The following is a 13,273-nucleotide window of genomic DNA, read 5'->3' as shown; positions in this document are numbered from 1 at the left end:
CCTAGTGCCTAAAATGTCTTAAGCCTGTAAAAACAAGGGTCATATTATGCTCATCTGCATATTCAATTACGTCTTTGTCCTTAACTGATCCACCCGGCTGAATTATGGCTTTAACTCCTGCCTTGTAAAGAAGCTCCATTGTATCAACAAAGAAGAATCCGTCAGATGCAAGGACTGATCCCTTAATCTTTTCTCCTGCTCTTTCAATTGCTTCTTCCACTGCCCAAGATCTTTTTGTTTGTCCTTGACCTATACCAAGAGTGCCTCCGTCTTTTGCAATTACTACAGAATTTGATGCTGTATATTTTACGCACTCAAAGGCAAATTTTAATTCTTTTAACTCTTCTTCTGTCGGCTTTCTTTTGCTTACAAATTTTAGATTTTTTTCATCCCACAAAATATTATCATATTCCTGAAGGATAATTCCATTCAAAACTTCTTTGGCACTATATTTTATTTTAAAATCATTTAAATTAGGCATTTCAATAAGCCTTATATTTTTTTTGCCTTCTAAAATTTCAAGGGCTTCTTTTGAAAAGGTAGGTGCCACAACAATTTCAAGGAAAATTTCGTAAAGAAGTTTTGCCAAATCCTCTGTAACTTTTCTATTAATGGCAATAATGCCGCCAAAAATTGATTCATCATCACAGTCCCTTGCCTTTATAAAGGCTTCTTTTACATCTTTTCCTATGCCAATTCCGCAAGGATTTGTATGTTTAACGGCAACGACAGCTGGGACTTCAAATTCCTTTACGGCTTTTACAGCTGCAAACATATCATATAAATTGTTGTAGGAAATTTCCTTGCCATGGAGTTTTTTATAGGCTGCTATTTCCTCTCCCCTATAAAAAGCTGCCCTCTGGTGCGGATTTTCTCCATATCTTAAAATATTTTCAAGTTCATAGGTATGATTTATAGTTTTTAGAAATTCATCATCTGTATTTAATGAAGAATTTTCTAAAGAAGAAAAATAAGTAGAAATCAGTGTATCGTAGTGGCTTGTAATTTTAAAGGCCTTTGCTGCCAAAGCCTCTCTAAATTTTATATCTGCCTTATTATTTTTTAAGGCATCAATTATTTTATTATAGTCACTTGGATCAGTAACAATAAATACATCCCTATAATTTTTTGCAGCTGCCCTAATCATTGCAGGGCCACCTATGTCAATTTTTTCAATTAATTCATCATGGCTTTTGCCTTCATTTAAACACATTTCAAAGGGATATAGATTATTTACAACCATATCAATGGGTAAAATTTTTTCTTCTTGCAAAATTTTTTGGTCCTCTTCTTCATCTCTCCTATATAAAATTCCACCATGAATTTTGGGATGTAAAGTCTTTACCCTGCCACCAAAAATTTCTCTTTGGCCTGTTATTTCTTGGACTTCTTTGCAGGGAACCTTATTTTGACAAAGGGTCTTATAGCTTCCTCCCGTTGAGATTATTTCCCATCCAAGACCTATAAGGTTATTTGCAAATTCAACAATTCCTTCCTTATCATAAACTGAAATTAAAGCTCTCATTTTTACTCCTTTAAAATTTTAACTTTCTTATTTTCTACCTTTAATTTTTCTAAACAAAAATACTTTACACTTTTTACTAAAACTTTGTGTTCAATTTCCAAAACTCTTTTTTGTAAAATTTCTGGACTATCATCCTCTAAAACTTTTACAGTTTCCTGAAAAATTATAGGTCCGCCGTCAGTTTCTCCATTTACAAAATGACTTGTAGCCCCCGTAATTTTTACGCCTCTTTCAAGAGCCTTTTGGTGGACAATAAGACCATAATAACCCTTACCACAAAAAGATGGGATTAAAGATGGGTGGATATTAATTATCTTATTTTCATATTCTCTAATTATAGAAGGGGGCAGGATTTTTAAATATCCTGCCAAAACTATGAGGTCAATATTTTCATCTTTTAAAATTTTTAAAATTTTTCCATTGTCCCTTTCCCAAATATTTTTTATGCCTGCCTTTTCAGCTCTTACAAGACCATAGGCATCTTTTTTATTTGAGATGACAAGTTTTATCTTTCCTGCAAATTCTCCATTTTTTTCACCGTCAATAAGACTTTGGAGATTTGTTCCTCCACCTGATATAAAAACGCATATATTAGTAATTGAGGTCAATTTTTTCGTCCCCTTTTATGATTTGTCCTATTTCATATAATTTGTCATAATCCTTAAAATGATCAAGGACTTTTTCCCTATCTTCCTTTGAAACAACAAATATAAGACCAATTCCCATATTAAATGTGGAGTGCATTTCCTTTAGGTCAAGATCTCCCCATTTTTGAAGATAAGAAAAAATTTCAGGTCTTTTAATTTCCTTTAAATCAATTTTTGCACATAAGCCATCAGGAATCATCCTTGGAACATTTTCATAAAATCCTCCACCTGTAATATGACTCATGCCATGAATTAATTCGTCTTCAATTAAGGGCAGCATTTCCTTAACATAAATTTTTGTGGGCCTTAAAAGTTCTTCGCCAAGAGTCCCGAAAAGACCTTTAAATTTATCATCAAGGGAAAAATTATTGGCGTCAAAAATTATTTTTCTAACAAGAGAATAGCCATTTGAATGGATGCCTGATGATGAAAGGCCAAAGATTATATCTCCTTCTCTTATAAGGCTTTTGTCGATAATCTTTTCTCTATCAACAATGCCAACTGCAAAACCTGCAAGGTCAAAATCTTCCTTTTTATAAACTCCAGGCATTTCTGCAGTTTCGCCGCCGATTAAAGAGCAGCCAGAAATTTTGCAGCCTTCAGCAACTCCCTTAACAATATCTGCCATCTTTTCGGGTTCAAGTTTCCCAGTTCCGATATAATCTAAAAAGAAAAGCGGCTTTGCACCTTGGCATAAAATATCATTTACGCACATGGCAACGCAGTCAATGCCAACTGTGTCAATTTTATTCATCATGGCAGCAAGCATTACTTTTGTTCCCACTCCGTCAGTTCCTGAAACTAAAACGGGCTCCTTCATATCTTTTAAGTCTGGTTTAAATAGGGCAGAAAATCCACCAATTGAAGAAAGTACGCCAGTGGTGTGAGTTTCTTCAACAATGCTTTTTATTAGTCTCACTTCTTCTTGACCTTTTTCAACGTCAACTCCTGCATTTTTATAATTAATCATTTAGTCCTCCTTAAAGGGATTACTGCCTCCAAAGCATCTTTCATAATAAACTTTATCTCCACAAGCCTTGTGAAGGCCATCTAAACTAATATAACCCAGGCTGTCAGCGCCTATAATTTTTCTAACTTCTTCAACGCTTCTTCCAGATGCAATTAATTTACTCTTTTCTGGCACGTCAAAAGTCATGGATTCAGATTCAACAACCGGTGGTGATGCAATTCTTATATGAATTTTTCCGGCTCCTGATTCCTTTAAAATTTCTATTACTCTTTTTATTGTATTGCCTCTAACAATGGAGTCGTCAACAAGGACAACATCTTTTCCCCTTAAAATTTCTCTTATGGGATTAAGTTTAATTTTAATGTCCTTTTTTCTCATATCATCTGTTGGCAAAATAAAGGTTCTTCCAATATATTTATTTCTTACAATTGCACTTTCATATGGGATGCCGCTTGCCTTTGCAAAGCCAAGAGCTGCAATAACTCCTGAGTCTGGAGATCCAACAACAATATCAGCCTTAATAGGATGTTCCTTATAAAGGATTTCTCCCATTTTTAGCCTTGCTTCATAAACAGAAACACCATCTATTACAGAATCCGGTCTTGCTGTGTATACCATTTCAAAAATACAAGGATTGTAACCATAATTTTTTGAAGCATAAGTTTTTATTTCTTTATGGTCAATTACAACAATTTCTCCTGCCTTTAAAAAGTGATCAACTTTTCCTCCCACTGCTTCAATAGCACAGGATTCTGAAGAAACAATAATTTCATCATCTTTATGACCATAGCAAAGAGGTTTTATTCCGTAGGGGTCACGAATGGCAATCATCTTATCTTCTTTAGCGTATAAAATTCCGTATGCTCCCTTTAAATTCCCTATAAATTCCTTAATTTCTTCTATATTCCCATTTAAAATTTCGCAGATTTTTTCAGGATCACAATTAGAAATAAATTTTCCATCAATGGCAATTAAATTCTTTTCCCTATTTCTTTTGGGATAAAAAAGCCAAGGCATGGGTAGTAGTGATTTGTCATCATCTGCAAAGGGATAACGAACGTGTGATAAGCCAACATAGCCTTCAAGCCTGTCAATATTATCATTTTTAATATTGTCAGTTATTAGACCCCTTCCCTTAATTTCACTTAACTTTTCATTTTCAAGCAGGGAAACGCCCATGGCATCTTGACCCCTATGTTGAAGGGCGAAAAGTCCTGAATAAATTGTGGGAAAGACATTTACATTTTTTTTCTTTGAAAATACACCAAAAATTCCGCTCATACTTATCCTTCATATTTATATTCTGTGTTCTTAATTTTTTCTACCATTTGAGTCTTCATATCTCTTAATTTTTTTTGAAGACTCTCATCAGATAAGGATAGGATTTGGCAGGCAAGAATTGCAGCATTTTCCCCTCCGTTTATGGCAACAGTTGCAACTGGAACTCCGCTTGGCATTTGAACTGTTGAAAGAAGAGAATCAAGTCCATCCATTGTTGATGACTTAACAGGAACGCCAATTACAGGTCTTATAGTCATGCCAGCTATAACTCCTGCAAGGTGAGCAGCCTTTCCTGCTATTCCAATAAATACGCCCGTTTCCTTTTCTTCTCCTTTAACATAATCTTCTAATAGATTAAGCGCCCTGTGGGCAGAAATAACTTTTACATCATAGTCTATGTCAAATTCTCTTATTTTCTTTACAATTTTGTCAGCAATTTCCCTATCGGAAATTGAGCCCATAATTATAGAAATCTTCAATTTTTCCTCCTTAAGATTTTAAATAAATTAAAGTAAAAAATAGCTGACAGCTTTGGGAGATAAAATCCCCCAAAGTATCAGTTATAGTAAGTTAATCTTCCACTGTTCTATAAAATTTTCTTAAATATTCATATATTTAGAAAGTTCAAGGGGTTCAATATATTTATCTCCCTTGTAAGCACGCATATTTCCGCCACTTATTTCATCAATAACAACAATTTCATCAGAGCCTTTAATACGTCCATATTCTAATTTAATATCATAAAGGTCAAGTCCCTTTTCCTTTAAAATATCCTTAATAATTGTAGAAATTTTTAAATTCATGGCACAAATTTTTTCATATTCGCCTTCCTTTAAAATATTTAAAACTTCAAGGCCTTCTTTAGTAATAAGAGGATCTTCTCTCTTGTCATCTTTAAGGGTGATTTCTGTGTAGCCATCAAGGGGAGTTCCTTCTTCAATATAAAGTCCATATCTTCTAATAAAAGAACCTACAGCAACAAATCTTGTAATAACTTCAAGTCCCTTGCCAAAAACTGTAGCTTCTTCAACTTCCATAATATTTTTGTCAAGATCTGCAGAAATATAGTGAGTCTTAATTCCCTTTTCCTTTAATCTTTCAAAGAAATATTTTGAGACTTTAATACATTCGTGACCTGCACCTTCTTTTTTACCAGCAATACCATTTCCGCCTGTGTCAAATACACCTTCGGCTGTTCCAGTCATATCATCCTTAAATAGCATGTAGAACTTTCCATTTTCTTGAAACAAATTTTTAGTTTTTCCTTTGTAAATAACTTCCATTTTTAATCATCCTTTCACAAAAAAATAAAGCCCGAGAGATAGGTTAGCGAAACCTATCCCCCTGGGCTTTTGTCCCTATGGTGTAATGCAAAAGCATCCGTACCGCTCGGTCCTTAGAAAAATCTCGGATCCCTAGGTACACTTTCGCTCACTTTCATGAGCTCCCGTGGTTTTAATGTTATCAATACAAAAATAAAAAGTCAATAGTTTTTTTAAATTTTACATAAATTAAAAAAACTTAATAAATAAAAAGACTTGGTAAAAAATGTTTCTAAATTGACGACTTCTCTTAATTTATATTTTTTTAAACAATCCAGAAAAAATCAAACAAAAAAAGCCAAGATAAAACTTGGCTCCTAAACTAATTTTGATTATGCTTCGTTTTCAATACCTGCTGCCATTTCTGATTCTTCATTAAGTGCTTCTTCAGCTGATACCTTTTCATAAGCTTCTAATATAGCTTTTTCGATGATTGATCTTGCTTCTGAATTGATAGGATGTGCAATATCCCTAAATTCTCCTCCTGGTAACTTTCTGCTTGGCATTGCAATAAACAAACCTTCGTTACCTTCAATTAGTTTAATGTCATGTACAACAAAATCGTTATCGAAAGTTACGGAAGCAATTGCCTTCATTTTACTTTCGCTATTAAATTTTCTCAATCTGACATCAGTAATGTTCATAAAATTCACCACCTATTAGTTCTTAACATATTATAACATAAACTAGCAGAACATATCGTAAATTTTAAAAAAATTATAATACGTTTCTATACTTATATTATATGGATTTATACTAAAATATGCAAATACTTCTAAAATTTTTTTACATATGTGTTATAATTATTTTAAAGAACTGGAGGAAATAATTTGTTTGAATTTAATATAGATGACCATAAGTATAAAAATGTTTTTTTTATAGGCATTGGGGGCATTTCCATGTCAGCCTTAGCTGAGCTTATGCTTTTTAAAGGCTACAAGGTATTTGGAAGCGACAATAATCCTTCCTTTGAAACCAATAAATTAGAAGAAAAAGGTGCTAAAATTTTTTATGAGCATAAAAAAGAACATATAGAAAATATGGACCTTATCATATATACAGATGCAATTTCTATGGATAACGTTGAATTAAAAGAAGCCATTAGACTAAAAAAAGATTTAGTTGACAGGGCTTCATTTTTAGGCGCTATAATGAAAAATTATAAAATTTCCATAGCTATATCAGGAACCCATGGCAAGACATCAACAACATCTATGGTTGCAGAAATTATAAAAAATTTAGATGCTGATCCCACAATTATGCTGGGTGGCCAATTAGATGATATCAATGGAAATATAAAAATCGGTAAAAGCGACTTTTTTTTAACAGAAGCTTGCGAATATAAGTCGAATATTTTAAAATTTTTCCCAACAACTGCCGTGGTTTTAAATATTGATGAAGACCATTTAGATTATTTTGATAATATTGACCAAATTATAAGAACTTTTAAAGGATTTATAGATAATTTGAAGAAAGAAGACTTTGCAATTTTAAATGTGGATGACGAAAATTCTAAGTCTCTACTTCCCATAAAAAATTGCAGGTTGGTTAGCTTTGGAATTGAAAATGATGCTGATTTTATGGCAAAAAATATTTCCTTTAACGATTTTGGCTATCCTATTTATGATTTATATTATATGGGAAAATTTATTGATAAGGTTAGGCTAAATATTTTAGGCTACCATAATATTTACAATACCCTTGCTGCAATTGCTGCTTCTTATTTAAACGGTATTGACTTTAAAAGATGTATTGATGGAATTTTTGAATATAGGGGAGTTCATAGAAGACTTGAATTTAAGGGGCTTTATAAAAATTCAAGGGTGATGGATGATTATGCCCACCACCCCACAGAAATAAAATCTTCAATTGCGGCCATAAAAAAATCTTGCAAAAAAAGACTTATAACAGTTTTTCAGCCACACACCTATACAAGGACAAGGCTTCTTTTAGATTCATTTGCAAAATCCTTTGATGAAAGTGATGTAATAATAATTACAGATATATATGCAGCAAGAGAAAAAGATTATGGTGATATCCATTCTAAAACTCTTGTAAATGCCATAAAAAATCACCACAAAGGAGCGATTTATATGTCATCTTTTGAAGAAATTTTAAAATATTTAGAGGAAAATCTTGAAGATGAAGACACAGTGGTTACAATGGGTGCGGGTAATGTTTATGAAATAGGTGAAAGACTTTTAAAACTTTAATAATCATAGAAAAAAGGAAGCTTTTCGGGCTTCCCTTTTTTATGAAAAAACTTCGTCTATAACATCTGCTATATGGTTTTTCTTTATTACTTTTAAATCATCAAATTTATCTGTTTTAAGTGTTCTTACATTTGCTACATAGGCTTTTTTAAAGCCCATTCTTGCTGCTTCTCTTAGTCTAAGTTCTAGAGATGGAATATTTTTTAGTTCTCCTGTAAGACCAACGTCCGCTATAAATAGACAGTCATTTCCTATGGGTCTATTCATTTTTGATGAAACTATGCTCATCATAACTGAAAGATTTGCAGCTTGGTCTTTTAATTTTATGCCTCCCGTTGTTTTTATAACAACATTTTTATCCATAAGCCTTATTTTTGCCCTCTCTTCTAAAATTGAAATTAGGGTATTCAAATGTTCCCTGCCCATACATTCACAAGTTCTTGACGGATAGGGCATAAATGATTTTGATGTCAAGGCTTCTGTTTCTAAAATTATGGGCCTTGTTCCTTCTCTTATAACTGAAAGTGAAGAGCCTGAAACTTGGTTTTCTTCTTCTCTTAAAGTCATAAAATATAGGGATGGATTGTCAAGAGATTTAATTCCATTTTCAGTCATGGTAAAAAATCCCATTTCTCCCGTAGATCCATACCTATTTTTTGTTGCCATAAGTGATCTTAATTCCTCTTGGGATTCGCCTTCAATAATTAAAACTGTGTCTACTAAATGTTCAAGAGCTCTAACTCCTGCGAGCTCATCATCCTTTGTCATCTGGCCAACTAAAAAAACCATTCTCGGTTTTTCTGTGTTTTTTGCAATATCAAGCATTTTATGGGCACATTCCATTGTTTGAGTTGGTGTTCCTGGCCTTGATGTAAATTCTCTTAATACAAAAGTTTGAATGGAGTCAATGATTATGAAGTCGGGATTTATTTTTTTTATTTGAGAGATAACGTCATCCAAAAATGTTGTTGATTGAACCCAAATATTTTTTGAAGTTTCGTCTAAAATCCTCTCTGCCCTTCTTTTGATTTGAGATTCTGATTCTTCTCCTGAGGCATATAAAACTTTATGGCCTTTTTTTGCAAGGTCATTTGCAACTTGAAGGAGAAGTGTTGACTTTCCGGCACCTGGCTTTGCCGTTAAAATTGAAATTGAATCTCTAACAATTCCGCCGCCCATAACCCTATTAAATTCTTCCATATCTGTTAAAACTCTTGATGATTCTTTGGCGTCAACTTTATTTAGGACCAAGGCTTCTTTCAAAGCCTTAGTCCCCTCTTTTTTTTCATTTTCCTTTTCTATTTCTTCAAGGCTATTCCAGGCCTCACAGTTTGGACATTTGCCAAAAAAGCCTTGGGAAATATATCCGCATTTTTTACACTTATATACTATTTGCTTTTTCATTTTCTAGTTCTTCTATTTTTTCAAAAGATATGGCATCCTTATAATCAATTTTTATTAAATTACTTTTTTTAATTTCTTCTTCCAAAAATTTATCGGCAATTTCATCTTCCAAAAGATTTCTAATTGTCCTTTCAAGTGGCCTTGCCCCATAATTTTTGTCATAGCCTTTGGTCACAAGATAATCAATAAGATCATCAGTAAATAAGGCACTTATTCCCATTTCCTTAAGTCTTTCATTAAAGTCTTTAAGCTGAAGTCTTACAATTTTTTTGATTTCTTCTTTGCCAAGCTCCTTAAAGACAATAACCTCATCGATTCTATTTAAAAATTCTGGCCTAAAGGTGTTTTTCAGTTCTTGCCAAATAATATCCTTCATCTTATCGTATTCATTTTTCTTTTCTTCTTCCTTATTCATAGCAAAGCCAAGGGTATTATTTTTTACAAGTCTTGATGCCCCAATATTTGATGTCATAATTATTACTGTGTCCTTAAAATTAACAGTTCTGCCTTGGGCATCAGTAAGCCTTCCCTCATCAAGAATTTGCAAAAGAATATTAAAGACATCGGGATGGGCCTTTTCAATTTCGTCAAATAAAATTACGCTATAGGGTTTTGTCCTTACAGCTTCTGTTAGCTGACCTCCTTCATCGTAACCAACATATCCTGGTGGAGAACCAACAAGCCTTGAAACAGTATGTTTTTCCATATATTCTGACATATCAATCCTTATCATATTGTCAGGGCTTTGGAAAAGTTCTTCTGCGAGAGATTTGGCAAGATAAGTTTTGCCTACTCCCGTTGGCCCAACAAAGATAAAGGAGCCAATTGGTTTGTTTGGATTTTTCAGACCAATCCTTGCTCTTTTAACTGCCTTTGAAATTGCAACAATTGCTTCGTCTTGTCCCTTGACCTTGGCCTTTAAATTGCCTTCAAGGGATTTTAATTTTTCCGTTTCCTTAACAGTTAAATCTGTTACAGGAACTTTTGACCATTCTGATACAATTTTTGCAATAAGGGCAGGTGTCACTCTTTTTTTAGATTTATTTTTCTTATAGTCTTCAGATTTTTCCTTTAATTCTTTTTCTAGTGATTTTTCCTTATCCCTTAAAGATGCGGCAAGCTCAAAGTCTTGATTTTTTATGGCTTCATTTTTTTCATCTTCCACATCTTTTAATTTTTTCTTATAATCTTTTTCAAATTGTGGAGCCTTATAATTTTCAATTTTAAGTTTTGATGCAGCTTCATCAATTAAATCTATTGCCTTATCTGGCAAAAATCTATCATTTAAATATCTGTCAGAAAGTTTTACGGCAGCTTCTACTGAGTCACGATTTATAATCACATTATGGTGGGATTCATACTTATCCTTTATGCCCATAAGAATTTTTATGGAATCATCCACTGAAGGCTCGTCAACCATAATTGGCATAAGTCTTCTTTCAAAGGCCGGATCCTTTTCAATATGTTTTCTATATTCATTTATTGTTGTTGCTCCAATTATTTGAAGGCTGCCTCGGCTAAGCATTGGTTTCAAAATATTTGATGCGTCCATTGCCCCTTCTGCAGCTCCTGCTCCAATAATTACGTGCATTTCATCTATAAAAATTATTATACTTTTATTTTTTTGGACTTCCTTGATAACATTTTTAAGTCTTTCTTCAAAGTCCCCCCTATATTTTGATCCAGCAATAAGTGATGACACATCAAGGGTTACAATTCTTTTATTTAGCATTATTTCAGGAACTTCCCCTTCATAAATTTTTAGGGCAAGACCTTCTGCAATAGCCGTTTTGCCAACGCCCGGTTCTCCAATTAAAACAGGATTATTTTTGGTCCTTCTGGAAAGAACTTGTATAACTCTTTTTATTTCCTTATCTCTTCCAATAATGGGGTCAATTTTCCCCTCCTCAGCTTTTTTATTTAAATCTATGGTGAACTTGTCAAGACTTTCTGTTGAAGGAGCTTCTTCGTCCTCATCTTCTTCATATTCATCTATACTATTTATAATGTCATTTTCTAAATTTAAAATATCAATTCCAAGTCTTTTTAAAACTAAAATTGCTACTCCTTGACCCTCTCTTAAAAGTCCCAGCAAAAGATGTTCTGTTCCAACATATCTGTTGCCAAGTTCTCTTGCAACTTCAAAGGAAAGATCAAAAATTCTCTTTGTCCTTGGAGTGTAGGCTAGAGAAGAAACAAGCGGGCCTTCCCCTTGAGATACAATGTCAAGAGTTGCCCTTTTTGCCTTATCATAATCTATGCCAAGTTTTGAAAGAATTTGGGCCCCAAAATCCGTTCCTTCCTTTATTATCCCCAAAAGAATATGCTCTGATCCAATATATGAATGTCTTTGTTCCCTTGCTTCAGATTGTGCAAAAAGGATTGCCCTCTGTGCTTTTTCTGAAAATCTTCCAAACATACTCATTAAAATACCTCCTTCATAAGGGCTCTTGACTTATTTGCCCTTAAAATATTACGGCTCTTTAAGTCTAAAATTGACCCTCTTTCATATTGTAAATATCCATTTCTCAGCTTCATCATTTCATCATAAAAGTCAAAATCCCTATTTGCCTTTAAAATGGATAATTTTATTCCTAAATCAATATTGCTCATACAGTTCATCATTTCCTCTTCAGATAAAACTCTTGCATTTCTTAAAACTCCAAGAGATCTATTTACCATATCCTCAAGAGTAATAATTGAATCTAAATATAATTTTTTTTGTGCCTCATTTTCCATAGAAATTATTTCCTTAACTATGGTGTTCATTTTTTTTATATAAGAATCTTCGCTATAGCCAATTGTTGTTTCAAAAAATAAAGAATACATGGCCCCTAAAATTTTGCCCTTTGAATCCCTATAGGCATTTAAATTATAGCCAAGCCTTAAAAGGGACTTGGAAATTGAATCGATGCCATAAAAACTAAGAGCCGGCAAGTGCAGCTTATGACTTATTATTAGGCCTGTACCTGCATTTATTGGCCTTGTAGTCAGATAGCCCAGCTCACTATCAAAGGCAAAGGAAACTTCCTTTGACAGGGCATCTTCCACTTCGAAGCACATTTTATATAGACTTTCCAAGTCTTTTTTTCTAGATGACTTTGAAATAACAAGATGATCAGTGTCATTTACTAAAATATCAGTATAGTCTTTCTTTTTATAGTAAGCAGAAATATTGTTATTTAAAAAAGAGGTACTTAAAATTTCCCTTTCAATATATTTTAGCTTTTCCAGTTGAGACATCCTTAAAACATCAAATCTTTCATATCCTAACTGTAAAATTTTTCCTTCTAATAAATTAACTATATCCAAGGCATCAACTTCATTTAATTTAGGCATAAAGTTATAACCTTCAATATTTCTTAAAAGCTTAACCCCAGATTTTATTAATATACTCATCTATTCTCCTCTAAAGCCTTGATTTTATCCCTTAGCTTTGCGGCCTCTTCATATTCTTCATAATTAACTGCCTCCCTAAGCTTTTCCCTCAAAAGTCTTATCTCCCTTTGCTTTGAAAAGTTGGAAGAAGAGTTTTCTGGAATCTTCCCAACATGGATAGGCTTTGGATTTATAGCCAAAAGATAATTTTTAAGTTCTTTTTTAAAAGCACTGTAACATTTTGGGCAGCCAACCTTTCCTGACTTCTTAAAATCTAAAAGACTTGTGCCGCAATTTGGGCATATGCTTGTAAATTCATTATTTTCTTCCCCTGCATTATCACTAGTAAAAGCAAAAATATTTTTTAAAAATTCTTCAATTTGAGGCAAAAAGCCTTGATAATTTGTAAAATCCATCTTTAACTTTTTTGTAGCACAAAGCTCACACAGATGCACTTCTTCAATTTTATCATCATTAATCATAGTATAAGAGATAACAGATTCTCTTTCCTTACAATTATCACACAGCATAAT

Annotated in this window: 12 protein-coding genes; 1 reads left to right on the top strand and 11 read right to left on the bottom strand. The window is 33.1% G+C overall.

Annotated elements, in window-relative coordinates:
• Position 1: 1 nt before the first annotated feature.
• From purH to spoVG, 7 genes are all read right to left on the bottom strand, one after another.
• A complete protein-coding gene (gene purH, locus BQ4446_RS03360; protein WP_071026639.1) occupies positions 2–1,525 on the bottom strand; it encodes a bifunctional phosphoribosylaminoimidazolecarboxamide formyltransferase/IMP cyclohydrolase in 1,524 nt (507 codons plus the stop codon).
• A gap of 2 nt (positions 1,526–1,527) precedes the next feature.
• The gene (purN, locus tag BQ4446_RS03355; protein ID WP_071026637.1) at positions 1,528–2,133 is read right to left on the bottom strand and encodes a phosphoribosylglycinamide formyltransferase; all 606 of its coding nucleotides are present in this window, start codon (positions 2,131–2,133) and stop codon (positions 1,528–1,530) included.
• A complete protein-coding gene (gene purM, locus BQ4446_RS03350; RefSeq protein WP_071026635.1) occupies positions 2,117–3,142 on the bottom strand; it encodes a phosphoribosylformylglycinamidine cyclo-ligase in 1,026 nt (341 codons plus the stop codon). The genes purN and purM overlap by 17 nt, the downstream gene beginning before the upstream one ends.
• Positions 3,143–4,423 carry an amidophosphoribosyltransferase gene (purF, locus tag BQ4446_RS03345; RefSeq protein WP_071026633.1) on the bottom strand — a complete coding sequence of 427 codons (1,281 nt, stop codon included), beginning with the start codon at positions 4,421–4,423 and terminating at the stop codon, positions 3,143–3,145.
• A gap of 2 nt (positions 4,424–4,425) precedes the next feature.
• A complete protein-coding gene (purE, locus tag BQ4446_RS03340) occupies positions 4,426–4,902 on the bottom strand; it encodes a 5-(carboxyamino)imidazole ribonucleotide mutase (RefSeq protein ID WP_071026631.1) in 477 nt (158 codons plus the stop codon).
• 120 nt (positions 4,903–5,022) lie between these two features.
• Complete coding sequence (locus tag BQ4446_RS03335) at positions 5,023–5,706, bottom strand: phosphoribosylaminoimidazolesuccinocarboxamide synthase (protein ID WP_071026629.1); 684 nt, start codon at positions 5,704–5,706, stop codon at positions 5,023–5,025.
• 371 nt (positions 5,707–6,077) lie between these two features.
• Entirely contained in the window at positions 6,078–6,389 is a 312-nt protein-coding gene (spoVG, locus tag BQ4446_RS03330; protein ID WP_071026627.1) for a septation regulator SpoVG, read from the bottom strand.
• A 186-nt stretch (positions 6,390–6,575) separates the two neighbouring features.
• Between spoVG and murC the strand changes: the two genes are divergently transcribed.
• Positions 6,576–7,958, top strand: a complete 1,383-nt coding sequence (gene murC, locus BQ4446_RS03325; RefSeq protein ID WP_071026625.1) for a UDP-N-acetylmuramate--L-alanine ligase — start codon at positions 6,576–6,578, stop codon at positions 7,956–7,958.
• 39 nt (positions 7,959–7,997) lie between these two features.
• Here murC and radA read toward each other — a convergent pair whose 3' ends face one another.
• Genes radA through BQ4446_RS03305 form a run of 4 tightly spaced genes read right to left on the bottom strand, consistent with a single transcriptional unit; the run spans position 7,998 to position 13,270 of the window.
• The gene (gene radA, locus BQ4446_RS03320; protein ID WP_071026623.1) at positions 7,998–9,362 is read right to left on the bottom strand and encodes a DNA repair protein RadA; all 1,365 of its coding nucleotides are present in this window, start codon (positions 9,360–9,362) and stop codon (positions 7,998–8,000) included.
• Complete coding sequence (locus BQ4446_RS03315; RefSeq protein ID WP_071026621.1) at positions 9,340–11,787, bottom strand: ATP-dependent Clp protease ATP-binding subunit; 2,448 nt, start codon at positions 11,785–11,787, stop codon at positions 9,340–9,342. Before BQ4446_RS03315 ends, radA begins: the two co-directional genes overlap by 23 nt.
• The gene (locus tag BQ4446_RS03310) at positions 11,787–12,761 is read right to left on the bottom strand and encodes an ATP--guanido phosphotransferase (RefSeq protein ID WP_071026619.1); all 975 of its coding nucleotides are present in this window, start codon (positions 12,759–12,761) and stop codon (positions 11,787–11,789) included. Before BQ4446_RS03310 ends, BQ4446_RS03315 begins: the two co-directional genes overlap by 1 nt.
• The gene (locus BQ4446_RS03305; RefSeq protein WP_071026617.1) at positions 12,758–13,270 is read right to left on the bottom strand and encodes a UvrB/UvrC motif-containing protein; all 513 of its coding nucleotides are present in this window, start codon (positions 13,268–13,270) and stop codon (positions 12,758–12,760) included. The genes BQ4446_RS03310 and BQ4446_RS03305 overlap by 4 nt, the downstream gene beginning before the upstream one ends.
• Between the last annotated feature and the right edge of the window lie 3 nt (positions 13,271–13,273).

The sequence above is a fragment of the Peptoniphilus raoultii genome (assembly GCF_900099555.1).
GTDB classification, from domain to species: Bacteria; Bacillota; Clostridia; order Tissierellales; family Peptoniphilaceae; genus Peptoniphilus_A; species Peptoniphilus_A raoultii.
Note: the sequence above shows the minus strand (reverse complement) of the source record. Positions and strands in the feature narration are given on the sequence as shown.

Excerpts from the sequence above, each read along its gene's own strand:
- BQ4446_RS03305 (WP_071026617.1), bottom strand. The coding sequence starts at position 13,270 with ATGCTGTGTGATAATTGTAAGGAAAGAGAATCTGTTATCTCTTATACT.
- radA (WP_071026623.1), bottom strand. The coding sequence starts at position 9,362 with ATGAAAAAGCAAATAGTATATAAGTGTAAAAAATGCGGATATATTTCC.
- purM (WP_071026635.1), bottom strand. The coding sequence starts at position 3,142 with ATGATTAATTATAAAAATGCAGGAGTTGACGTTGAAAAAGGTCAAGAA.
- BQ4446_RS03335 (WP_071026629.1), bottom strand. The coding sequence starts at position 5,706 with ATGGAAGTTATTTACAAAGGAAAAACTAAAAATTTGTTTCAAGAAAAT.
- purH (WP_071026639.1), bottom strand. The coding sequence starts at position 1,525 with ATGAGAGCTTTAATTTCAGTTTATGATAAGGAAGGAATTGTTGAATTT.
- purF (WP_071026633.1), bottom strand. The coding sequence starts at position 4,423 with ATGAGCGGAATTTTTGGTGTATTTTCAAAGAAAAAAAATGTAAATGTC.
- spoVG (WP_071026627.1), bottom strand. The coding sequence starts at position 6,389 with ATGAACATTACTGATGTCAGATTGAGAAAATTTAATAGCGAAAGTAAA.
- BQ4446_RS03310 (WP_071026619.1), bottom strand. The coding sequence starts at position 12,761 with ATGAGTATATTAATAAAATCTGGGGTTAAGCTTTTAAGAAATATTGAA.
- BQ4446_RS03315 (WP_071026621.1), bottom strand. The coding sequence starts at position 11,787 with ATGAGTATGTTTGGAAGATTTTCAGAAAAAGCACAGAGGGCAATCCTT.